This is a genomic window from Horticoccus luteus (assembly GCF_019464535.1).
GTDB lineage: Bacteria > Verrucomicrobiota > Verrucomicrobiia > Opitutales > Opitutaceae > Horticoccus > Horticoccus luteus.
In genome coordinates this window covers 2,990,695-3,013,265 of record NZ_CP080507.1, presented here as the reverse complement: position 1 = coordinate 3,013,265, position 22,571 = coordinate 2,990,695, and the positions used below count along the sequence as shown (strand labels likewise).

Below are 22,571 nucleotides of genomic sequence, written 5' to 3'. Positions count from 1 at the left end.
CTTGTCATTTCCAACGCCTTTCCGACACTCCGACGCCAAGCTCAATGAAACAACGCACTCTCGCGCGCGAAGTCTCCATCCAAGGCAGCGCCTTGCACACCGGTGAAGCGGTCACGCTCACGCTCAAACCGGCGCCGGTTGACCAAGGCGTGGTCTTCCGCCGAATCGATCTGAACGGGGCCCCGGAGATTCGTCCGCGGGTCGATCAAGTGACGGATGTGGTGCGCGCGACGACGATTCAAAACGGGCACGCCAAAATCCACACGGTGGAGCATGTGTTGAGCGCGTTGCACGGTTGCGGCGTGGACAACGTGACGATCGAGATGAACGCCTCGGAGCCGCCGATCATGGACGGCTCGGCCCGGCCGTTTGTGAACATGATCCTCCAAGGCGAGCCGGTGGAGCAGGAGAAGGAGCGGGAGTATTTCGTCCTCGACGAGGCGGTGTCGGTCACCGACGGCAATCGCTCGGTCATCGCGCTGCCGTCGAACGAATTCAAGATCACGTGCACGTCGGCGGACGATCGCGGCATCCACACGCAGCATCTTTCGCTGACGATCGATCCCGATGTTTACATGACGCAGATCGCGGCGGCGCGGACGTTCACGATTTACGAGGATATCGAGGAGCTGTTGAAACTCGGCAAGATCAAGGGCGGGTCGCTGGATTCCGCCGTGGTCATCCGCGGCGACAAAATCATTTCGAAGGAGCCGTTGCGGTTCAAAGACGAGTTCGTGCGGCACAAGATGCTCGATATCATCGGCGATGTGCTGCTGCTGGGCATGCCGTTGAAGGCGCACATCGTCGCGACGAGACCGGGCCACGCGATCAACGCGGAGCTGACGAAAGTGTTATTCGCCAAGCTGGAAGCCCGGAAGAAGACGCCGGCGAAAAAGAAGGCGGAGCGGCCGAAGCAGGTGCAGCCAGGCGAGACGTCGCTCGATATCAAACGCATCCTCGACACTTTGCCGCATCGTTATCCGTTTCTGATGATCGATCGCGTGCTGGAATTCATTGCGGACACGGAGCTGATCGCGATCAAGAACGTGTCGGTCAACGAGCCGTATTTCCAAGGGCATTATCCGGGCGAGCCGGTGATGCCGGGCGTGTTGCAGGTCGAGTCGATGGCGCAGGCGGCGGGGATCCTGATGTTGCGCAACATCTCGGCCGAAGGAAAAACGCCGTTTTTCATGAGTGCGGACAAAGTGAAGTTCCGGCGGCCGGTGATTCCGGGCGACCAGTTGGTGATCAACGCGAAGCTCACGAAGACGCGCGGCACCAAGATTGGGGTGGCGGAGTGCACCTGCACGGTGGGTGGCACCGTGGTGTCCTCGGCCGAGTTGATGTTCGCGCTCGTGTCGCAGAACGAGCAGCCCTGAGCGCGCGATGGCTGTCACGATTCATCCCACCGCGATCATCGAGCCCGGCGCGCAACTCGGCGCGGACGTGAGCGTGGGGGCTTACGCGTTTGTCGGGGCCGGGGTGAGGCTGGGCGACGGCACGCGGTTGCATCATCACGCATGCGTCGAGGGCAACACGGTGCTGGGGCGGGCGGGCGAGGTGTTTCCTTTCGCCTGCGTGGGCGGCAAGACGCAGGACTTGAAGTTCACGGGCGGCAATCCCGGCCTGCGCATCGGCGATCGTTGCGTGCTGCGCGAATACGTGAGCGTGCATGCCGCGACGAACGACGGGGAGTTCACGGTGATCGGCGACGACAATCTGATCCTCGCCTACAGTCATGTGGCGCACGACTGCCAGCTCGGCAGCCACATCATCATGAGCAACTACGCGGGGCTGGCGGGACATGTGATCGTGGGCGATCACGTGGTCATCGGCGCGTTTGGCGGCGTGCATCAGTTTTGCCGCTTGGGCGAGTATTCCCTGCTGTCGGCGAAGGCGAAGCTCGTGCAGGATTTGCCGCCGTATTTCATCGCTGACGGGTTGCCGGCGGAAATTCGGGCGATCAACAAAGTCGGCCTGGAACGCAACGGCTTCACGGCCGAACAAGTGGAGCGGGTGAAATCGATTCACCGCATCCTCTATCGGGACGGGCTCAACCGCACGCAGGCGCTCGAAAAGTTGACCGCGCATCCGCAGGCGGCCACGGCGGAGTTTCAGCGGATGGTGGCGTTTGCCCAAACGAGCGAGCGCGGGTTGGCGTCGGCCAGTTGAGTTCAGGCCGGCGCGCGGCGACAGCTTGGCGCACCGGTCGGTTGAAGCCGGTTGATATCGCCGGACAAGCGCGCATCGTCGACGGATGCCCCCGCAAAATCGCCGCGCGTTTCTCGCCACGTTACTCGCTGGGTCGGCCGGAATGATGGTGACGCGTCGGTTGCGCGCGGAGGCCGGGACGGACACCGCGGCAGCGGCGGCGAGGCGATCTTTTTTGTTGTCGAAGCTGGGGTCAGGCCGAGCGACGGCTTACGATCCGGCGAGCAAGATCATCACGTCGGGCGACCGCACGCACGTTGCGTGGCTGGACTCGACGCCGGAGGGGTTTCGCGTGCGCGTGCGCTCGTTGAATCGCGCGACAAACGAGTGGTCAGCGACGGTGACGGTCGGCGAGGCGATGGACAATCATGGCGGGCCGGCGATGACGATCGATCCGAGCGGGCATCTGCATGTTCTATATTATCCGCATCACGCGCCGATGCGCTATCGGCGGTCGGTGCGGCCGAACGATGCGTCGGAATGGGAGCCGGAGATCGAGTTCGGCGCGCTGCTGTCTTATCCGGTCGTGGTCTGCGCGAAAGACGGCACGTTGTTGATGACGGCGCGGCGTTACACGGAAGGAAAGCGCACGACGGAGGCGCAACTTTGGGAAAAACCTGCCGGCGGGGAGTGGCGGCTGCGCTCGACGTTGATGCGTTCGCGTTTTCCCGACTATGCGCAGTTCGGCGAATCGTTGGCGTGGGGGCCGGATCATCAGACCTTGCACCTGAGTTGCCGCATTTATGAAACGGCCGAGGAGAAGAAATTAGAGGCATGGCAAACGGTGGGCTACTTGCGCAGCACGGATGCGGGGCACACGTGGACGAAGGCGGATGGGACGGCGGTCACATTGCCGGTGACGGCGGAGACGATCGACGTCATCGCCCAAGGCGGCGGAGCGTCGGGTCGCACGATCGCGGCTGGCGGGATTGCGGTGTCGCCCGAGGGTGAACCGTATGTCGTGCACAATCTGATCGAGCACGAGCACGGCCGGGCGTTCGTGTCGACGCCGGCAGCGGGGCGATGGGCGGCGTGCGAGTTGAACGCGTTTCTGCCGGCGACGTGGAGGGAGGAAGGCGGGTTGTATCTGCCGGGTGCGCTGACGTTTGGTGGGAGCGGGCAGCTCGTCGGGGTTTTGGCCGTGGCGCGCCCGCCCGCGGGCGTGAAAAATGGCTATTGGGGAGCTGCGAGCAGCGAGATTGCGTGCTTTCGCGCGAACGCTGCGCGCGAGCGTTTTTCGTTTTCACTCCTGAGTGAAGCGAATGCTCACGAGCCGCACTGGCTGCCGAATATCGAGCGACCCACGGGCTTTAATCGTGTGCCGGATGCGCCGGGCGTAATTTATACAGCGGGCGCGGCGGGCGGGGGCCTGAAGGATATTCTGACGAACAAAGTGTGGTGGTGCACGGTGGCGTGACGTCGTGGTCAGTGCCCGAATGGTGGCAACGCCCAGGCCAGGGCGCGCGGGAGAGATTGCCGCCAGCCGTCGAAATCGTGACCGCCGGGATATTCGGAATATGCGCTGGCGTAGCCGGCCGTGCGGAGCGCGGCGTGAAAACGCTGCACGCCCTCGATTTGGGAAATGCGTTGGATGACGTCGGGGCGATGCTCGACCCGGTCGGCCGTCTCCTTGCGGCCGACCTCAAGATAAAACGCCGGCGGCCGCGCCGCCGGGGCCGGCGGAACGTGGTCGGAGAGCCAGCCGTCGTGCCACCAGAACGAGCCGGATTGCGCGACGACCCGCGTGAACTCATTCTCCGGTTGCAGCGCGGCAAACGCGGCGGCGAGACCGGTGTAACTCAGGCCGATGAGCGCGCGTTGCCGGTTGGCATGGACGGCGTGATAGCGGGCGGCAAGGGCAGGCAGGAGTTCGGCGTGGAGGAACGCGGCGAAGGGTGGATGGCACGGGCACTCGCGCCAGCGAGCAGCTTCGCTGTGGTGCGAAACGAACGCGAAGAGCGTGGGCCCGATGCGCTGGGTGCGATCCAGCCGATCGATCGTCGCCAACGCTTCTACGCCGCCGCGATAGAGTTCACCATCGAGCACGACCGCGAGATGACAGGGCGCGTGCAGGTCGCGAGGAAGCCGCACCCAGATGGGGCGCTCGTTTTGCAAATGAGCGCTCGCGAGTGAGAAAGTATCCTCGGGCATGGCGGCGGAGGCGAAACGACCGAGGCGGCGGGCGCGGCGGTTATTTCTTTTTGTAAACCGTGGCGGGATCGAAGACGCGCCGGGCGGCAAACTCGAGCGTGAGCGAAGCGGCCTGATCGACGTCCGCGCCGGGAGTGAGTTTGCGGTAGAAACAGGACTTGTAGCCGTTGTGGCACGCGGCTCCGCCGACGTTTTCGACCTTGAGCAGAACCACGTCCTGATCGCAGTCGACGAGAAGATCTTTCACGAGTTGCGCGTGGCCGGACTCTTCGCCTTTCACCCAGAGTTTGTTGCGCGAACGGCTCCAATACGTGGCTTTTTTCGTGCGGATGGTGTGAGCGAGCGCTTCGGCATTCATGAACGCGAACATGAGCACTTCATTCGTGAGATGGTCGGTGGTGATGCAGGGGATCAGGCCATCGGGCCCGAACTTCGGCTGCAGGGTGGTGCCGAGTTCGATTTCGGCGGTTTGGGTGCGGCTCGGGAAGACAGATGCGCTCATAGGAAAAGTAGCGAGTAGCGAGTAGCGGGGAGTGAGTAGAGGAAAAAAGTACGCAGGTGGCGGCGGCAGCGGCGACCCGCGCGGACGGAGCTCGCGAAGCCGTTACGCGGAAGGGGCGGCGGTGACGTGGCGAAGATAATCGTAACTGTAGAGACCGGTGCGATGGCCGTCGCTGAAATCGAAACGAATCGCGTAGTTTCCCACGCGTTCCCAGGCGAGCACTTGCACGCCGGGGAAGTGGCGGCTGCCGCCGCCGCCGTGCAACTGGCCGAGCACGTCGCGTTCGCCTTGCGTCTCGGCGCTGGGCGAAGCGGCGCGCAGGCGTTCGAAGGTGCAGTAGGTTTCGGCGCCGTCGCTCCAGGCGATGGCGACCTCCTGGCCGATGAGTTGGATGTTCGTCGGAGCGTGCATGGGAAAGCGTTAAGGGTTTCGCCGGAGAGGCGGAACAGCAAATTTGTCGCCGCGGATGTTTGCCATCGTGCAGGTGCGCATCACGCTACGCACCAATGAAGACTACACCCGGCGGACGGAAATTGCCGCATATCGTCGTCGTGGGCGCAGGCTTTGGCGGACTGAATTTCGTGCAGCAAATGCCGCCAAACCTGGCGCGAATCACGATCATCGACCGGCAGAACCACCATGTTTTTCAACCGCTGCTTTATCAAGTGGCGGCGGCGGGACTGTCGGCGGTGGATATCGCGCAGCCGGTGCGCGCGATCTTTGGTTCGCGGCCGAATCTGGAGGTGTTGATGGCGGAAGTGACGGAACTCGACTTGGCGAACCGTCGGGTGGTGCACGCTCGCGGCGAGTTGATTTACGACTATCTCGTGATCGCCGCCGGCGGGCATACGAGTTATTTCGGGCACGATGAATGGGCGGAGTTTGCGCCGGGACTCAAATCGCTCGATGACGCGCTCACGATTCGGCGCAAGATTCTGACGTCGTTTGAGTGTGCGGAGACAGAGCCGGATGAAACGCGGCGCCGCGAGATGATGACGATCGTGGTGATCGGCGGCGGACCGACGGGCGTGGAGTTGGCGGGGACGTTCGCCGAGCTCACCCACCGGGCGTTGCGCAAGGACTTCGATCACATTGATCCGCGCAAGACGCGCATTTTGCTGATCGAGGGCAGTCCCCGGCTCCTGGCGGCATTTCCGCCGGATTTGTCGGCGAGCGCGGAGCGTCAGCTCAAAACGTTGGGCGTCGAGATCCGCACGGGCACGCGCGTCGAGGCGATTCGCGACGGCGAAGTGGTGGCCGGGGGCGAGACGATTCGGGCCCGCAACATCGTGTGGGGCGCGGGCGTCGCGGCGTCGCCGCTCACGAAACAACTGGGAGTGGAATTGGACCGGGGAGGGCGGGCGAAGGTGTTGCCGGACTGCAGCGTGCCGGGGCATCCGGAAGTGTTCGCGATTGGTGACGCGATGTCGCTCGTGGATGCAAAGGGCGTGACGGTGCCGGGGGTGGCGCAGGGGGCGATCCAGACGGGCCGCCATGTGGCGAAGTTGATCGTGCGGGAGTTGCGCGGAGAAAAGTTTTCGCCGGCGGGGCGGCAGGCGTTCGCGTATTTCGACAAAGGGTCGATTGCGACGATCGGCCGGTCGCGAGCGGTGGGCCAGTTTGGCAAGGTGCACATCAGCGGATTCGCCGCGTGGGTGGCTTGGCTCGCGGTGCACATCACGTTCCTCATCGGTTTTCGCAACAAGCTGTCGGTGCTGCTCCAGTGGACGTTTTCGTATTTCACATTCAAGCGCGGGGCGCGGGTGATCACGGGCGTGGCCGGCGGACCGCCGGCGAACGCGGCGTAGGGCGCAGAAAAGCGCGGTGGGGCACGCGCGGGATTTACAACGGGCGGCGGCCCGTCCACGGTCGCCGCGCGGAGTCGGCGAGTTCGCCGGCCACGCTCTTTCTTCATGCTCTCCAAAGTGAAAATCGGCCTCATCGGCTGCGGCAATATCAGCGACGCGTATTTCAAAGGCGCGGCGGCCTACGACATCCTCGAGATTGTGGCGTGTGCGGATCTCGATCTGGCGCGCGCGCAGGCGAAGGCGCGACAGCACGGCATCGCGAAAGCGTGCACGCCGGCGGAGTTGCTCGCGGATCCGGCCGTCGAGATCGTCGTCAATCTCACCGTGCCGCAGGCGCACGCGCCGGTGAACGAGCAGGTATTGCGCGCGGGCAAACACGCGTATGTGGAAAAGCCGTTCGCGCTCGACACCACATCCAGCCGGCGAGTCCTCGAGGTGGCGGCGGCGCAAGGCCGGCGCGTCGGTTGTGCGCCCGATACGTTTCTGGGCGGTGGGATCCAGACCTGCCGCCAGTTGCTGGACGAAGGCGCGATCGGCGATCCGGTGGCGGCGGTGGCGTTCATGATGTGTCCGGGGCACGAGTCGTGGCACCCGGCACCGGAATTTTATTATCAGCAGGGCGGCGGACCGATGTTCGACATGGGGCCATATTATATTACGGCGCTGGTAAATTTGCTCGGTCCCGCCAAGCGGGTCAGCGGCTCGGCGAAGATCACGTTTCCCGAACGCACGATCACGGAAGCAAAGCGGGCGGGGCAGAAAATCGCGGTGCAAACGCCGACGCATATCACGGGTGCGATCGATTTCGCCAACGGTGCCACGGCGACGATGGTGATGAGTTTTGATGTAACGCCTTATCCGCTCCCGTGCCTCGTGGTTTACGGCACGAAAGGCACGATGGAGGTGCCGGATCCAAACACGTTTGGCGGGCCGGTTCGCGTGCGGAAGGCGGGGGAAAAAGAGTTCGTTGAGATGCCATTGACGCACTCGGTGGAACGAGCGCGCGGGACGGGCGTCGCCGACATGGCCTACGCGATTCGCGCGGGCCGCCCGCATCGCGCAAGCGGCGAGCTGGCGCATCATGTCGTGGAGGTGATGGCGGCGTTTGAAAAATCCTCGAACGCCAATCAACACGTGATGATCACGAGCACGTGCGAGCGTCCGGCCATGCTTCCGCCGGGCGTGGCGCCGAATGTGCTCGATGCCTGACGCGCACCGCACGCGGTGCCCGCGCCTCAGCCGAGGGACGCGAGCTGGGGCGTCTGGCACGGACGGAGTGGTTGAAGCGTCGCCCGCTCTCGACGGCGCGCGTGCCGTCGCGGACTGGTGGCATTATGCCGGGCGAGAGGCTTTGGCTGGCGGCGGCTGGCCGATTTTACCGCGGCGCGCCTGCTCGGCGAGTTTGGCGTAACGCTGGCGCAATTCCTCGACTTCCTCCTCGGAGCATTCCTCGAGATTCAGCAGCGTATTTTTGGCGCCTTTGACCGCGCGAATGAGCTCGTCGAGCTTCATTTGGATGGCCTGACCGTCGCGGTTTTGCGTGTGTTGAATGAGAAACACCATGAGGAAGGTCACGATGGTGGTGCCGGTGTTTATAACCAATTGCCAAGTATCGCTGTAGTGAAAAATGGGGCCGGTGACCGCCCAGGCCGCGATGACGAAAACGGCGACGAGGAAAGCTGCGGGTCGGCCGGAGGCGCGCGCGGTCCAGCGCGCAAAACGGCCGAACCAAGTATCAGACACGACCGGCTGAGGTTTTTTCTTCACGCGGCACCATGGACCGCACGTCAGAGCGGTGGTGCCACCGCGGGAGAAACAGGTTGCTCCAGTCGGAATTAAAAGAATATAAGCGCGTTATGAAGAGCATACCCCGGCTCGCGCTTTGGTTATTATGTGGCGGCATGAGTCTGGCCGGGGTGACGAGAGAAGCGGCGGATCCGACGATGATCGCCCACGCGACCGCCACAGAGGCGCGGCAGAGAATCGAAGGTCTGCGTGCGGAGATCGCGCACCACGATCAGCTTTATTTTGGACAAGCGGCCCCGGAGATCAGCGACTATGAATATGATCAATTAAAGCTGACACTCGCCGCCTGGGAGCGGGCGTTTCCGCAGTGGGCGGAGGCGAAGGGCGACATCGGCGACGATCGCGCGACGGGATTTAAAACATATCGCCATCGCGTGCGTATGCTGAGCCTGGATAAAACGTATTCTGCGGCGGACGTGCGGGCGTTTCACGCCCGGGTGAGCGCGGCGCTGGGACGCGATGATTTGGGATTCGTGATTGAGCCGAAATTCGACGGTCTCGCGGTGAGTGCGACGTATGAACACGGGCGGCTGGTCCGCGCCGTGACGCGCGGGAATGGCCGCGAAGGCGACGATATCACGGCCAACGCGCTCGCGTTGCGGCATCTGCCGCGGGAATTGCGTCGGGCGACCGCGGATGGCACGCGGAATCCGATTCCCGATCTGATCGAATTGCGGGGAGAAATCTATCTGCCGCGTGCGGAGTTTGAGCGCATCAATCGCGAGCGCGAAGCGGCGGGCGAAACGCCGTTCGCCCATCCTCGCAACGTGGCGGCCGGCACGATCAAGCAGCAGGATCCGGCGGAGGTAAAGGCGCGGGGGCTGGCGGTGGTGTTTTACGGTTGGGGCGCGGTCGAACCGGCGTCGGCGGCACCTGCCTCGCAACAGGAATTGCATGCCTTGATCCGGAGTTGGGCGTTGCCCGGAGTCGAACAGGTGAGCGTGGGCCGGAGCGCCGATGAAATCTGGGCGGCGATCGCAGCCATGGGACGTGTCCGCGGCGCGTATGCTTTTCCGACGGACGGGGCCGTGGTGAAACTGGATGACGTAAAGGGCCAGCGTGAGCTCGGAGAGACCGACCGCGCGCCGCGCTGGGCGATTGCTTACAAATACGCGCCGGAGCGGGTGGAAACGACTCTGCGCGGCATCACGATCCAAGTGGGACGCAGCGGCGTGCTGACGCCTGTCGCGGAACTTGCACCGGTGGAGATTGCGGGTTCGCGGGTCGCGCGCGCCACGTTGCACAATCGCGACGAGATCGCGCGCCGGGATTTGCGAATCGGCGACACGGTGTATCTGGAAAAGGCGGGCGAGATCATTCCGGCGATTGTGGGCATAAATCTTGGGCGTCGGCCAGCGACGAGCACGACGTTTGTTTTTCCGCAGACGTGTCCGGCGTGCGGGACGAAGGTGGTGGAGGACGGAGCCGCCGTGCGTTGCCCGAACGGCGATTGTCCGGTGCAAGTGCGGCGGCGCGTGGAGCATTTCGTGTCGAAAGCGGCGATGAATATCGACGGGCTGGGGCCGGCGATGGTGGAGACTTTGGTGGCGCACCGCTGGGTGCGGCGGTTTCCTGATCTGTATCGGTTGCAACGAGCGGACTTGCTCACGTTGGGAGGAAATGTGGAGCGGTCGACCGATCGACTGCTGGCCGCGATCGAGGCGAGCAAGCGCGCGGAGTTGTGGCGGCTGGTGCATGGCCTCGGCATCCCGCAGGTCGGGCAGGCCACGGCGCAACGGCTCGGGGCGGCCTATGAGACGCTGGGCGCGTTGACGGCGGCCAGCGCCGAGGATTTGGAGGCGCGCGGATTTGCGCCGGCGACGGCGCAAGCGGTGGCGGATTACTTTGCCGCGCCGCAGACCCGGGCGATGCTGGCGGATTTCCGGGCGGCCGGGGTAATGCCGGTGCAGCGGGCGATAGCGACGCCCGCAGAGAGGGCGGGGGTGCTCGCGGGAAAGACCTTTGTGTTAACCGGCACGCTGCCGACGCTGACGCGCGAGGAAGCGGCGGCGCGGATAACGGCGGCGGGCGGACGCGTCGCGAGCTCGGTGAGCCAGAAAACGGATTTCGTGGTGGCCGGCGAAGGAGCAGGGGCGAAGTTGGAGCGAGCCCGAACCCTGCAAATTCGCGTGATCGACGAAGCCGAGCTGCGGCGTTTGCTCGACACGACCGCGCCCTAAATGGGGGAAGGCGCGCCGATTTCGTAGGTTGGCCGGAGCGCCCACGACACGTTGTTGGGCGCTGGCGCCGGAACCGCGGACCGCGGGCGATGGAGTCTTGGGCGGGCCTGGCAAGCCGGCCTGGCGCATGCTCGGAGACAGGACGTTCCGGGGTCGATGGTCGTCCCTCGCGCTCACGCTGGGGGCCGCGGCCGGACTCTCGTGAAACTCTGAACGGGTTATTCACAACATTTTGTGAACAAGAAAGGGGATTCTCCCATGCGCTTTACCTTGACGGACGTGGGTAAAATTGGGACGAAATGGGGCACTTTGGGGCAGTTACCGCTCCAACGCCCATGTCGCAATCCGTCTCACCGCTCTATACCGGGCTTTTCCGGCACACGCTGGACGACAAGAATCGGCTCACGATTCCGTCGGCGTGGCGGTTTGCGCACGGTGCAGACGACGCGTTTCTGGCGACGCCACATCCGGACGGTTACATAGCGGTGTTGCCGCCAGCGGAGGTGGAGAAGCTGCGCGCCAAGATCGCGGCGTTGGCCTTGAGCGACGGGGCGGGGCAGGACTTCGTGGCGCGGTTTTTCGCGCAGACGCTGTCGCTGTGGTTCGACAAGCAAGGGCGGATGAGCGTCAGCGCGGAGCTGTTGCAGCACGCGGGAATTTCGAAGGATGCGGTGCTCGTCGGTTCACTGACGAAGTTCAACATCTACGAGCCGTCGCGTTGGCAGAAGGTCGAGGCGCGGACTTCGGGCGAAAACTTCGGCGACATCATGCGCCGGTTGGGGATTTGATCCGATGCAACGCGCGAACGTCAAAACGACTCTCCGGTTGCTGCCGAAAGAGACGCGGGCCGATGCCGCGGGATTTCCCGCGTGGATCGAGGGCGAGGACCGCCTCATGCCGGTGCCTTTGGCGGTGGCGACGCCACGAGTGAGGGATGGACTGGTGTTGCGCTCCGTCGCGAAACGGCGCGGCGAAAAACGGCGGGCCGACGATGCAGGCGCGCGTTGAAACCCATTCGGCGACCATGACGCCCGGCCATCAACCTGTGCTGCTCAACGAGGTGCTGCAGTTGCTCGCGCCGCGCGCGGGCGGGCGGTACCTCGACTGCACGTTTGGCGGCGGCGGGCACACGCGGGCGTTGCTCGATGCGGCGGCGGAGGTGCAGGTGATCGCGCTCGACCGCGATCCGGCGGCGCAGCCGCGGGCCGCGGCGCTGAGCGAAGAATTTGGCGCCCGGTTTCAGCTGGTGGACCGGGACTTTGGACGACTGGCCGACATCGAGACGGGCGCGCTGGATGGCGTGTTGTTCGACCTCGGCGTGTCGTCATTTCAACTCGATGAAGCGGCGCGAGGCTTCGCGTTTCGTCATGACGCGCCGGCGGACATGCGCATGGATCCGCGCAGCGGCGTGCCGGCGAGCCAGTGGCTGGAGACGGCGACGAACGAGATGCTCGTGCGCGCGGTGCGCGATTTCGGCGAAGAGAAGCATTGGCGGCGGGTGGTGCAGGCGATCGTGGCGGCGCGGAGCACAGGTGCTTTGGCGCGCACGGCGGCGTTGGCGGAGGTGATCAGCCAGGCGATTCCGGCGCGCGATCGCTTCGGCGCGAAGATTCATCCGGCGACGCGCGCCTTCCAAGGCATCCGCATCGCCGTGAACGATGAGCTGGGCGCGCTCGAGCGCGCGTTGCCGGTGGCATTTGCGCGCCTCGCGCCGGGCGGCGTGCTGTGCGTGATCAGTTTTCATTCGCTCGAGGATCGCATCGTGAAGCAGGCGTTTCGCCGCTGGTGCGGCCAGCCCGAGAGCGAGAATGACGCCACGCCGCAGGATTTGCGGGTGAAGCGCGCGGAACCTCTGACTCGCCGGCCGTGGACCGCGAGCGACGACGAACTTTCTGCGAACCCCCGGAGCCGCTCCGCGAAACTGCGCGCGCTCCGCAAGCTGTAACCCCATCCGACCATGTTCACCCAAGACACCCGTGCGTTCGTCAACCAGATGCTGGTCTATACGCTCGTGATGATTTGTTTCTCCGGCTCGGTCGGTCTCGGCACCGTCTGGCTGCGTCATCAGATTTCCGTGACGGCCAACGCGGCGCGCGACATCGAAGGTCGCATCGCCGAGGTGCGCCGCCACATCGACGAGACCAACGCCACGATCCAAGCCGAGAAGTCGCCCGACGTGCTGGCGCGGCGCAACGTGGAGATGCGTCTCGGACTGGTGCAACCGCGGGAAGAAAACGTTGTGCGCGTGAACGAAGATCCCGTCTTCCGCCTCGCGGCCAAGCGCAACCGCACGCTGTTCTCCGACACGGGGGGCGCCTCCGTCGTTTTCCGCCTCCCGGGCACGCCCTGACAACCGACCATGTCGCGAGGCTTCGCATCCAATTACCGCTTAGGTTTGCTCGCGCTGGGGCTGGTCGCGTGTTTCGGGGGTCTGGGTGCGCGCCTGGTTTATCTGCACGTCATCGATCGCGACGAGCTGGTGCGGTATGTGGACAAGGCCCGGCGGCAGATCATCGTGGAGCATGCGCGGCGGGGCGACATTCTCGACGCGCGGGGCAACAAGCTGGCGACGAGCGTCTCGCTCATCATTCTGGGCGTCGATCCGCAGTCCTTGCGGCCGGAGGATGAGTCGAAGTGGCCGGAGCTCGCGCGGTTGCTGAACCGTCCGCTGGGCGAATTGGAAACCATTTTTCGGACCAAGACCCGGGCGGCGAGCACGATCCCGGCGAGCGCCAAGACCGACCCAAAAACGGGCGCGGTGGTGTTCAATATCATGCCGCGTCCCGCAGGCGCGGCGGCGGCGGACGAGGACGACAGCGATACGGCGGACACGAAAGTGGACGCGGTCGACGACGAGAACGGCGATCGGCCGGTACGCTGGGCGAAGCTGACCGAAGGAGTGGACGAGACGACTTACGACAAGATCACCGCGCTGGGCATCAAGGGTGTTTACGGCAATCGCGTTTACCGTCGGGCCTATCCGCAAAACGCGCTCGCCGCGCACGTGATCGGCTTCGTGAGCAAGGCGGGTGAACCGGTGACGGGCATCGAGCGCTACGCGGACTTTTATCTGCGGGGTCAGGATGGCTGGCGCGAAACGGAGAAGGACGGGCTGCGTCGCGAGCTGGCGCAGTTCAGCACGCGCGATGTGCCGCCGGCCGATGGATTCAGCGTCACGCTTTCGATCGATTCGGTCGTGCAGCATATCGCGGAGGAGGAGATCAACCACATCGTGGCGGCGTTTCGCCCGAAGAAGGCGACGATCATCGTGAGCGATCCGCAGACGGGGTTCATCCTCGCGATGGCGAATTACCCGACGTTCAACCTCAATGAATACAACGAACTCTCGAAAGATGAGCAGGGGGCGATGCGCAACATCGCGGTGGCCGACATTCTGGAGCCGGGCTCAACGTTCAAGATCGTGGCGATGTCGGGTGTGCTGAACGAAAACCTGGTGCGGATGACGGACCACTTCGACTGCTCGATCGACCAGATCGAATACAAAGGCAAGATGCGCCGCCTGCCGCGCGAAGCGCATCACTTCGATCACCCGCTGGCGTTGCCCGAAATCATCTGGCGGTCGTCCAATCGCGGGGCCGCGCAGCTGGCCATGAAACTCGGCGACGAGCGCTTTTATGATTACGCGCGGGCGTTTGGGTTTGGCGAAGACACGGGTTTCCCGGTGGGCGGCGAAGTGCCCGGCATCATCGCGCCGCCGTCGAAGTGGGACGGACTCACCATCACGCGCATGCCGATGGGCCAGTCGGTGGCGGCGACGCCGTTGCAGATTCACATGGCGATGGGGGTCATCGCGAGCGGCGGACTGTTGATGAAGCCGCAGGTGATCCAGAAGATCGCGGATGCGCACGGGCAGGTGGTTTACGATTACGGGGCGTTTTCCCGGCGGCGCGTGATCAGTCAGAACACCGCGCGGACCGTGGCGCGCATGCTGGAGGGCGTGACGATGAAGGAGGGCACGGCGCCCGAGGCGGCGATCGCGCATTTCGAAGTCGCGGGCAAGACGGGCACGGCACAGCGGATCATCGATGGGCGCTACTCCAATACTTACTACGATGGATCGTTCGTCGGTTTTTTCCCGGCGAGCCATCCGCAAATCGAGATTTCGGTGATCGTGTATGACGGCCGCCCGCCGAATGGCCTCAAGGCCTACGGCACGGTGGTGGCAGCGCCTTCGTTCAAGCACATCGGCGAACAACTTATCCAATACCGCAACATCCGCCCGCCGGTCGAACCGGCGCGGAACGCACTTGTCATGCAAGGAGACCGTCCGTGATCGGCTATCTCACCCAGAACTATCCGCTTATCCATACGTTCGCGCCCCGGTCACCGGTGCGCCGGACGCGCCAGGAAAGCCTCACCCGCAATCGCGTTATTAAAATGGCTCCCAAGCTCTCCGATTTTATCCAGCCGGAAGAGATCATCGCCGCGAAGGGCAGCCTTGATCGGCCGATCTCCGGACTCGTGATGGACAGCCGGCGCGTCGCGCCGGGCAATCTGTTCTTCGCCCTGCCTGGTCTCCGCGCCGATGGCGGTTACTATATAGATGAAGCGATCAACCGTGGCGCCGTGGCCATCGTGACGCAAAAACTGCCGCTCACCGCGCCGGCGAAGGTGACGTTCATCCAAGTCGCGGATCCGCGGGCGATGCTCGCGCGGGTGGCGCAGCGCTACTACAAGTTTCCCGATCGCGAGATGAACGTCATCGGCGTGACCGGCACGAACGGCAAGACGACCGTCACGCACTTGTTGCAGCATTTGCTCAATGGCGAACAGCGCGTGGGCCTGCTCGGCACCATCAGCTACGACCTCGGCGCGCGCACGGTGCCGTCATTCCGCACGACGCCGGAATCCCTCGATATTTACGGTTTGCTCGCGCAGATGCGGGACCACGGCTGCCGGCAGGCGGTGATGGAGGTGAGCTCGCATGGCATCGACCAGCAGCGCGTGCTCGGCCTGCAGTTTGGAGCGGCGGTTTTCACCAACCTCACGCGCGACCACCTCGATTACCACAAGGATCTCGAAACCTATTTCGCGGTGAAGATGCGACTCTTCACCGGCGCCACGGGATCGCGCCCCAAGCTGGCGGTCGTGAATATCGACGACCCCTACGGCGAACGCCTGACGGCCGCGATTCCCGACGGCGTCATGACCGTGACCTATGGTGAAAACCCGCGCGCGCTCGTGCGGGCGGAAGCGGTGACGCTGGGCTTCAAGGACACGACGTTCCGCCTCGTCTGGCCACAAGGCGAGATGCTGGTGAATTCACCGCTGATTGGTCGCTACAATGTGAGCAACCTGCTCGCAGCGGTGGCGACGGCGTGGGGCCTCGGACGTGATCCCGCAGCGTTTCTGGCGCGGCTGCGTTCCTTCAAAGGCGTGCCTGGACGCATGGAGCGCATCGAAGCCGGGCAAGCGTTCAACGTGCTTGTGGACTACGCGCACACGGACGACGCGCTGCGCAACGCACTCGGAATGCTCCGGGCGATCACGCCCGGCCGGTTGCTCGTGGTGTTTGGCTGCGGCGGCAATCGCGACCGGTCGAAACGCCCGCTCATGACGAAGGCGGTGCAAGAGTTTGCCGACTTCACCTTCGCGACTGCGGACAATCCGCGAAGCGAGTCGCTCGCGCAGATTTTCGCCGACATGCAAACGGGCGTGACGGCGCCGGAAAAGATCACGTGGATCGAGGATCGGCGCCGGGCGATCAGTCTCGCGCTCGACGTGGCGAAACCGGGCGACTGCCTGCTCATCGCCGGCAAGGGCCACGAAACCTACCAGGAATTTGTGGACACGGTGGTGCCGTTCGATGACCGCCACGTCGTGCGGGAGTTGATCGGCATCAAGGCCCTGAAAAGCGAATGACCCTGAGCGGCAAAAAACCTTTGCTCCGTGGCTGAATTCACTTCCAGGCAATTGGCGGAATGGACCGGTGGACGCTGGACAGCGTCGCCGGTTTTGCCGCTTTCTGCCTTTACGATCGACACCCGCCAACTGCGGCCGGGGCAGATGTTCGTGGCGCTGAAGACGGCCCAGCGCGATGGCCACGATTTTCTCACCGCTGCCGAAACCGCGGGGGCAAGTGCGGCTCTCGTCGCGCGGCCGAATTCCGCCCTCGCATTGCCCCAACTTGTGGTGGCCGATCCGCTCGCGGCGTTTCAAACGATCGCGCGTGAGCACCGGCGTGCTTTTCCCGGACCGGTGGTGGGCATTTCGGGCAGCGCCGGCAAGACCTCGACCAAAAATCTTCTGGCGCTGCTGCTCGGTGGCGCGGCGGGCGGCGTGCTCGCGACCGAAGGCAATCTCAACAATCACCTGGGTGTGCCGCTCACGCTGACGCGGCTCGACGCGGCACGCCATCGGGCGGCGGTGGTCGAGGCCGGGATCAGTGCGCCGGGCGACATGGCCACCTTGGCGCGCATGATCGAGCCGGATGTGGCGATCATCACGCTGGTCGCGGCGGCGCACACGGCAGAACTCGGCGGCCTGGAAGGCGTGGCGCGCGAAAAGGCGGGGCTGGTGCAAGCGGTGCGACCGGCGGGGATGGCTATTTTTCCGCGGCCGTGCGCGGCGTTTGCGCCGTTTGCAGAGACAGGTGTGCGGCACCTCGTGGTGGAACGCGCGGAGGTGATCCGGCCGACGGCGCCGCCGAAAGACACCGTTTATTTTGCGGTGACACAGCGCGGCGATTCGACGGCCATCGCGCTCGCTTATGGCGAACCGCCGCCGCTGGCGTTCACGCTGCGCCGGGTGACGGAGGGGATGGCGCAAAACGCGGCGCTCGCGATTTGTGCGGCGCTGTGGCTGGGCGTGCCGCGCGAGACGATTCAGGACCGGCTCGCCGAGTGGGTGCCGGCGAAGTTGCGCGGCGAAGTGCGCCGCGAGGGCGGGCGTTTGCTTTATCTCGATTGCTACAATGCGAATCCGGCCTCGATGGCCGATGCGCTGGAGGCGTTTTACGCGATTGCGCCGGCGGACGAACCGCGGCTGCTCGTGCTCGGAGGGATGGAGGAACTGGGCGCAGAGGCGGAGATGCATCACCGCGCGCTCGGCCGGGCGCTGCGGCTGCGGTCGGGCGATCGCGCGTTGGTGATCGGCGATCACGCGGGCGCCGTGCAGACGGGCGCGCGCGAGGGCGGTGGCGCGGCGGGGCAGGTGGAGATATTCGAGTCCGTGGCCGAGGCGGCCGCCCGGGTGGCGGAGTTCCGCGGGAGCGTGTTCGTGAAAGGAAGTCGGCGTTATCAACTGGAGCGGGTGGTGCAACCGGGGGCGGAGGCACCGCTCGCGCACTAATTTTCCGATGCTGAGCTATCTGGCAGACTGGGCAGACTATCTGGGGCCGTTGCGGCTCCTGCGTTACATCACGGTGCGGACGTTGCTGGCGGCGGGCACGTCGCTGGTGATCGGTTTCATCATTGGCCCGTGGCTGATCCGGCGGTTTCGCGAGTTGAAATTTGGACACGGCTACATCGACGATCGCACGGGCGCGCTCGGCGCGACCTACTTTGACAAGAAGCACACGCCGACGATGGGCGGGCTGATCATCTTCATCGCGGTGTTTGTGAGTTCCGCGCTTTGGGCGGCGCCGAACGTGTGGGTGTTTGTGAGTTTGTTCGTTTACGCCGCGCTGACGGTGCCCGGGTTTCGCGACGACTACCTGAAGGTGGTGCACAAAAACCGCGCGGGGATTTCGTCGTGGGAGAAGCTCGGGTGGCAATCGTTGGCGACACTGGTGGCGCTGGCCGTGCTGGTGCTGCACCCGGCGAGTGCGGAGCGGGTGCGGGAGTTGTGGGCGCCATTTTTCAAATATCCAGTTATCGCCGTGATGCCCATCTGGCTGCTGTTGGTATTGATCTATCTGTGGATCGTGGGGTTCAGCAACGCAATCAACCTCACCGACGGCCTCGATGGACTCGCGGTCGGTTGCACGATCACGGTGGCCTTGGTATTTGGCCTCATGGCTTATGCAGCGGGCAATGTGAGAATCGCAGACTACCTGCTGATCAGCTACGTGCCGGGCGTGGGCGAGCTGACGGTGATCTGCGGCGCGCTGATCGGCGCGTGCATGGCATTTCTTTGGTATAACTCGCACCCGGCGGAAGTCTTCATGGGCGACACTGGTTCGCTCGCGTTGGGCGGATTGATCGGCGTGATGGCGTTCATGATTCATCAGCCGTTCACGTTGGTGATCGTCGGCGGCGTGTTCGTGATGGAGCTGCTTTCGGTGGTGCTGCAGGTCGGGTGGTTCAAATACACGCGGCGCCGATTTGGTGTCGGGCGACGGATTTTCCTGATGGCGCCGTTGCATCATCACTTCCAAAAGCGCGGCTGGCCGGAGACGAAGGTGGTGCTTCGTTTCTGGGTGCTGTCACTGGGCTTCGCGCTCGCGGGGCTCGCGACGTTGAAACTTCGCTGAACGATGCCGTCCGCCATCCCATCCTTTCTCGCCGATGCGCTCCGCCGTCCCGTGGCGGTGCTGGGCGGCGGTGTGAGCGGGACAGGCGCGGTGGCGCTGGTGCGCGCCTTGGGCGGCCAGGCGGAAATCTACGATGTGAAGGGCGCGGCGTTGACCGCGGAGGCGGCGGCGCGGCACGGCCTGGTGGTGTTTTCACCGGGCTTTGCGCCAGCGCATCCGTGGCTGGCACTGGCGCGTGCGGCCGGCGCGATTTGTCTCGGGGAACTGGATTTCGCGTCTCTTTTCTGGCGGGGCGAAATCATCGCGATCACGGGCACGAATGGAAAGACGACGTTGACGGAATTCCTGGCGCAGGCGTTGCGCGACACGGGCACGGAGGCGCAGGCGACGGGCAATATCGGTTACCCATTCACGCAACTGGTGGTGGATACCGACGGGGGCAGCGAAACCGCGGTGGCGGTTTGCGAAGTGAGCTCGTTTCAAGCGGAGTCGATGCAGCACTTCCGGGCGGCGGCGGTGCTGTGGACAAATTTTGCGGAGGACCACTTGGAGCGGCACGGAAGCTTGGAAGGGTATTTTGCTGCGAAGGCGGTGCTGCTGCAGCGGTTGCGCGAAGGAGGGCGCGGGTTTGTCGGCGAGTCGGTAGCGCGGTATGCCGCGAACACGCGTCGCCGGTTGCCGGTAGGGACGCAGGTGGTGGTGTCGGAGCACTGCGTTTTTGACCCGGAGCTCGGCGACACGATTTTTTCCGACTACCCGCAACGGGAGAACTTCGAACTCGCGCGGGCGTGGTGGCGTGCGGAGGGAAGGCCGGAAGAGGCGTTGCGGCGGACAGCGCGGGCGTTTCGTCTCGGGCGGCATCGGCTGGCGCGCGTCGCGGAGGTGGACGGCGTGACGTATTGGAACGACTCGAAGGCGACGAACTTTCACGCGGTGGAAGCGGCGTTGCACCACTTCGCGGCGCCGGTGCGATTGATCGCGGGCGGGCGGGGGAAGGGCGGCGACATCGCCGCATTCGTGGCGCGGGCGGCGCCGCAGGTGGAACAGTGGTTTTTGATCGGCGAAACCCGGACGGAGCTGGCGGCGGCGGTCAGTGCGCTGGGCCGGCCGCCGACGGTCTGCGAATCGTTGGCCGACGCGGTGCGGCAGGCGGCGGCCGGGGCGCGGCCAGGCACGCAGATTTTACTCAGTCCGGGCTTTGCGAGTTTCGATATGTTTCGCAGCTACGAAGATCGCGGCGACCAGTTTGAGCGCGTGGTGCAAGAACTGCGCGCCGCACCCAGTTTTTGATAGCATTCCCTCCGTAACGCACCATCCCATCTAGTCATGAAAATCCTCAAAGTTTTCGGCATCGTCGTGGGCATCCACGTCTTTGCTTTGATCCTGATTTTTGCCAATCCCGGCTGCAGTTCCACGGCCAAACCGGCGCCGGCCGATACCGCCGCGAAGGACGCTGCAGCCGACAGTTCGCCGATGGTCTCGGTGCCGATGTCGGACGCGGCGCCGTCGAACAATTCGGCGGACGCCGCGACGGCCATGTCCACGCCCTCGCCGGTGGTTTCCGCGCCGCTTGATTATGGCTCCAGCGCGGGTGTGCGTTACACGCCGACGCGGCCGGGCTCGGATGCGGCGCAGGCGGTGCGCGGGCCGGCGCCCGTGGAAGGCGTTACGCCGGTGACGACTTACACTGTGGCCAAAGGCGACAGTCTCTGGACGGTGGCGAAGAAGCATCACTTGAGTGTGACGCAGCTGGCTGCGGCCAATCACATCAAGCCGGCGACGCCGCTGCGTCTCGGCCAGAAGTTGATCATTCCAACGACCGCGGTGGCGGCGGCGCCGACCGACAATCTTGCGCTCGGGAAACCGGCGGCGGTGGCGGATGAGGGCAAGGCGAGCAGCGCCAGCCCGGTGAAGCACGTGGTGAAGCCCGGCGAAACGCTGGGCGGAATCGCGCACAAATACGGCGTCCCCTACGGCGAGATCGCGCTCGTGAACAACATTTCGGACCCGACCAAAATCCGGCCGGGCATGGAGTTGATTATCCCGGCGCCGAAGAACCGGCCAGGGAAGTCGACGTCGACTCCGGCGGCGAAGCCTACGTCCAAGGCCGCGGCCAACGCTCCGGCGCCGACGCCCCAGACGACGACGCCGGTCGTGCCGACGCCGGACCAGAGCAAACCGTTTTTCACGCCGCCTCCGGCGGACCGCGATCTGGACAGTGGCATCAAGCCGGGCGCGACTGATGCGCCGGTGATTCAGATCGAAGATCCGAATCGCAAGTAAGCGACCGACGCGCTCCCCCGCATGGCCACTCTCGAACTACCGGCGAATACCGCCCGGGCGCGTTTCAGCGTCAACCCGGTGGCGATCATCGTGGTTTGCGCCGCGGGGCTGACCATCCTCGGGCTGACGATTTTGTTCAGCGCGAGCGCGTCGTTCAAGATGGGCCCGTATTACTACCTCAACAAGCAGTTGATGGGCGTGGGGATCGCGGCGGTGCTGTGTTTCGTGACGAGCCGGTTGAATCTGGACTACGCGCGGCGCTACGTGTGGGTGATCGCCGGCGTGCTGGTGTTGATGTTGTTGCTGGTATTGATCCCGCATATCGGCATTTCGGTAAAAGGGAGCCGGCGCTGGCTGGGCATCGGGCCGCTGCGACTGCAGGTATCGGAGTTCGCGAAGTTGGGGCTGGTCTTCTGCCTCGCGCATTATCTGGCGATCAACCAGACGCACATCGGCGACCTGAAGCGCGGGTTTTTGATTCCGTTGGGTATCATCGGCGTATGCGCGGGCTTGATCGTGCGGGAGCCGGACTTCGGCACGGCCGCGCTCGCGCTGGTCGTGGGGCTCGTGTTGCTGTTTCTCGCGGGTGCGAAGTGGCGCTACACGATGGCGACGGTGGCGGTCGCCGGATTGGGATTTGCGTTGCTGGTGATGCACAACCCGAACCGGTTGCGGCGGTTCACGGCGTTTCTGGACGTGGAAGGCAACAAGAGCGCGGGCACGTATCAGCTGTATCAATCGCTGGCGGCGTTTGCGGTGGGTGGCACCGATGGCGCGGGGCTGGGGCAGGGGCGGCAGCAGATGAATTTCCTGCCGGAGGCGCACACGGATTTCATTTTCGCGGTCGTCGGCGAAGAGCTCGGGATGTGGGCGACGCTGGGCGTGGTGACGGTTTTCCTGGTGATGTTTCTGGCGGGCCTGCTGCATCTGCGGCGGGCGCCGAATCTGTTTCAATTCCTTTTGGCAACGGGCTGCCTGCTGCTCATGTGCCTGCAGGCGATCATCAATCTCGGCGTGGTGACGGGACTTTTTCCGACGAAGGGCATGTCGCTGCCGTTTATCAGCGCGGGGCTGTCGAACCTGCTGTTGATGGGCGTGCTGCTCGGCGTCCTGCTGAACACGCAGCGGACGTGGGGCCGCGCGAATCTGGCCGGCGGCGGGCGGTCGATGCGGGAGGTGCTGTCGTGAACCGCGGC

The 22,571-nt window shown here is 64.5% G+C and carries 21 protein-coding genes; 17 read left to right on the top strand and 4 right to left on the bottom strand.

Translation table 11 applies throughout. The annotated features are described in order from the left end of the window. The first annotated feature begins 44 nt into the window (after nucleotides 1-44). The 3 genes from K0B96_RS12370 to K0B96_RS12360 all read left to right on the top strand — a co-directional run bounded on the left by K0B96_RS12370 (nucleotide 45) and on the right by K0B96_RS12360 (nucleotide 3,628). Nucleotides 45-1,379, top strand: coding sequence for a bifunctional UDP-3-O-[3-hydroxymyristoyl] N-acetylglucosamine deacetylase/3-hydroxyacyl-ACP dehydratase (locus tag K0B96_RS12370; RefSeq protein ID WP_220161205.1), 1,335 nt, complete (start codon nucleotides 45-47; stop codon nucleotides 1,377-1,379). Nucleotides 1,380-1,386: 7 nt separating this feature from the next. Then, nucleotides 1,387-2,172, top strand: coding sequence for an acyl-ACP--UDP-N-acetylglucosamine O-acyltransferase (lpxA, locus tag K0B96_RS12365; RefSeq protein ID WP_220161204.1), 786 nt, complete (start codon nucleotides 1,387-1,389; stop codon nucleotides 2,170-2,172). 214 nt (nucleotides 2,173-2,386) lie between these two features. Continuing rightward, the gene (locus tag K0B96_RS12360; RefSeq protein WP_220161203.1) at nucleotides 2,387-3,628 is read left to right on the top strand and encodes a BNR-4 repeat-containing protein; all 1,242 of its coding nucleotides are present in this window, start codon (nucleotides 2,387-2,389) and stop codon (nucleotides 3,626-3,628) included. Between the two features lie 8 nt (nucleotides 3,629-3,636). Here the strand turns inward: K0B96_RS12360 and K0B96_RS12355 are convergent, their stop codons facing one another. The 3 genes from K0B96_RS12355 to K0B96_RS12345 all read right to left on the bottom strand — a co-directional run bounded on the left by K0B96_RS12355 (nucleotide 3,637) and on the right by K0B96_RS12345 (nucleotide 5,275). Beyond that, a complete protein-coding gene (locus tag K0B96_RS12355; protein ID WP_220161202.1) occupies nucleotides 3,637-4,362 on the bottom strand; it encodes an alpha/beta hydrolase in 726 nt (241 codons plus the stop codon). 40 nt (nucleotides 4,363-4,402) lie between these two features. After that, nucleotides 4,403-4,864: a phosphoribosyl-AMP cyclohydrolase gene (hisI, locus tag K0B96_RS12350; RefSeq protein ID WP_220161201.1), complete on the bottom strand. Its 462-nt coding sequence runs from the start codon at nucleotides 4,862-4,864 to the stop codon at nucleotides 4,403-4,405. A 102-nt stretch (nucleotides 4,865-4,966) separates the two neighbouring features. Further along, complete coding sequence (locus K0B96_RS12345; protein ID WP_220161200.1) at nucleotides 4,967-5,275, bottom strand: gamma-butyrobetaine hydroxylase-like domain-containing protein; 309 nt, start codon at nucleotides 5,273-5,275, stop codon at nucleotides 4,967-4,969. A 95-nt stretch (nucleotides 5,276-5,370) separates the two neighbouring features. Here K0B96_RS12345 and K0B96_RS12340 point away from each other — a divergent pair, with 95 nt between their 5' ends. Continuing rightward, the gene (locus K0B96_RS12340) at nucleotides 5,371-6,672 is read left to right on the top strand and encodes an NAD(P)/FAD-dependent oxidoreductase (RefSeq protein WP_220161199.1); all 1,302 of its coding nucleotides are present in this window, start codon (nucleotides 5,371-5,373) and stop codon (nucleotides 6,670-6,672) included. Between the two features lie 105 nt (nucleotides 6,673-6,777). Continuing rightward, nucleotides 6,778-7,881 (top strand): Gfo/Idh/MocA family protein, encoded by a 1,104-nt coding sequence (locus K0B96_RS12335; protein WP_220161198.1) that lies wholly within the window; start codon nucleotides 6,778-6,780, stop codon nucleotides 7,879-7,881. 123 nt (nucleotides 7,882-8,004) lie between these two features. Here the strand turns inward: K0B96_RS12335 and K0B96_RS12330 are convergent, their stop codons facing one another. Continuing rightward, nucleotides 8,005-8,415: a low affinity iron permease family protein gene (locus K0B96_RS12330; RefSeq protein WP_220161197.1), complete on the bottom strand. Its 411-nt coding sequence runs from the start codon at nucleotides 8,413-8,415 to the stop codon at nucleotides 8,005-8,007. A gap of 158 nt (nucleotides 8,416-8,573) precedes the next feature. On the opposite strand from K0B96_RS12330, the gene ligA reads away from it, so the two are divergent. The 12 genes from ligA (at nucleotide 8,574) to K0B96_RS12270 (ending at nucleotide 22,563) form a co-directional block, all read left to right on the top strand. Continuing rightward, nucleotides 8,574-10,658: an NAD-dependent DNA ligase LigA gene (gene ligA / locus K0B96_RS12325; RefSeq protein WP_255558651.1), complete on the top strand. Its 2,085-nt coding sequence runs from the start codon at nucleotides 8,574-8,576 to the stop codon at nucleotides 10,656-10,658. A gap of 335 nt (nucleotides 10,659-10,993) precedes the next feature. Next, a complete protein-coding gene (locus K0B96_RS12320) occupies nucleotides 10,994-11,446 on the top strand; it encodes a division/cell wall cluster transcriptional repressor MraZ (RefSeq protein ID WP_255558650.1) in 453 nt (150 codons plus the stop codon). A gap of 4 nt (nucleotides 11,447-11,450) precedes the next feature. Next, entirely contained in the window at nucleotides 11,451-11,666 is a 216-nt protein-coding gene (locus tag K0B96_RS12315) for a hypothetical protein (protein WP_220161195.1), read from the top strand. A 16-nt stretch (nucleotides 11,667-11,682) separates the two neighbouring features. Beyond that, nucleotides 11,683-12,603, top strand: a complete 921-nt coding sequence (gene rsmH / locus K0B96_RS12310) for a 16S rRNA (cytosine(1402)-N(4))-methyltransferase RsmH (protein WP_220161194.1) — start codon at nucleotides 11,683-11,685, stop codon at nucleotides 12,601-12,603. A 12-nt stretch (nucleotides 12,604-12,615) separates the two neighbouring features. Beyond that, nucleotides 12,616-13,008, top strand: coding sequence for a hypothetical protein (locus tag K0B96_RS12305; protein WP_220161193.1), 393 nt, complete (start codon nucleotides 12,616-12,618; stop codon nucleotides 13,006-13,008). A gap of 9 nt (nucleotides 13,009-13,017) precedes the next feature. Continuing rightward, a complete protein-coding gene (locus tag K0B96_RS12300) occupies nucleotides 13,018-14,952 on the top strand; it encodes a peptidoglycan D,D-transpeptidase FtsI family protein (RefSeq protein WP_220161192.1) in 1,935 nt (644 codons plus the stop codon). A 104-nt stretch (nucleotides 14,953-15,056) separates the two neighbouring features. Continuing rightward, nucleotides 15,057-16,541 (top strand): UDP-N-acetylmuramoyl-L-alanyl-D-glutamate--2,6-diaminopimelate ligase, encoded by a 1,485-nt coding sequence (locus K0B96_RS12295; RefSeq protein ID WP_255558649.1) that lies wholly within the window; start codon nucleotides 15,057-15,059, stop codon nucleotides 16,539-16,541. A gap of 27 nt (nucleotides 16,542-16,568) precedes the next feature. After that, nucleotides 16,569-17,969: a UDP-N-acetylmuramoyl-tripeptide--D-alanyl-D-alanine ligase gene (locus K0B96_RS12290; RefSeq protein WP_220161190.1), complete on the top strand. Its 1,401-nt coding sequence runs from the start codon at nucleotides 16,569-16,571 to the stop codon at nucleotides 17,967-17,969. Between the two features lie 7 nt (nucleotides 17,970-17,976). Continuing rightward, nucleotides 17,977-19,092 carry a phospho-N-acetylmuramoyl-pentapeptide-transferase gene (gene mraY, locus K0B96_RS12285; RefSeq protein ID WP_220161189.1) on the top strand — a complete coding sequence of 372 codons (1,116 nt, stop codon included), beginning with the start codon at nucleotides 17,977-17,979 and terminating at the stop codon, nucleotides 19,090-19,092. Between the two features lie 3 nt (nucleotides 19,093-19,095). Beyond that, nucleotides 19,096-20,382 carry a UDP-N-acetylmuramoyl-L-alanine--D-glutamate ligase gene (gene murD / locus K0B96_RS12280; protein WP_220161188.1) on the top strand — a complete coding sequence of 429 codons (1,287 nt, stop codon included), beginning with the start codon at nucleotides 19,096-19,098 and terminating at the stop codon, nucleotides 20,380-20,382. 36 nt (nucleotides 20,383-20,418) lie between these two features. Beyond that, a complete protein-coding gene (locus tag K0B96_RS12275) occupies nucleotides 20,419-21,375 on the top strand; it encodes a LysM peptidoglycan-binding domain-containing protein (RefSeq protein ID WP_220161187.1) in 957 nt (318 codons plus the stop codon). A 21-nt stretch (nucleotides 21,376-21,396) separates the two neighbouring features. Next, nucleotides 21,397-22,563 (top strand): FtsW/RodA/SpoVE family cell cycle protein, encoded by a 1,167-nt coding sequence (locus K0B96_RS12270; protein ID WP_220161186.1) that lies wholly within the window; start codon nucleotides 21,397-21,399, stop codon nucleotides 22,561-22,563. Nucleotides 22,564-22,571 lie beyond the last annotated feature (8 nt).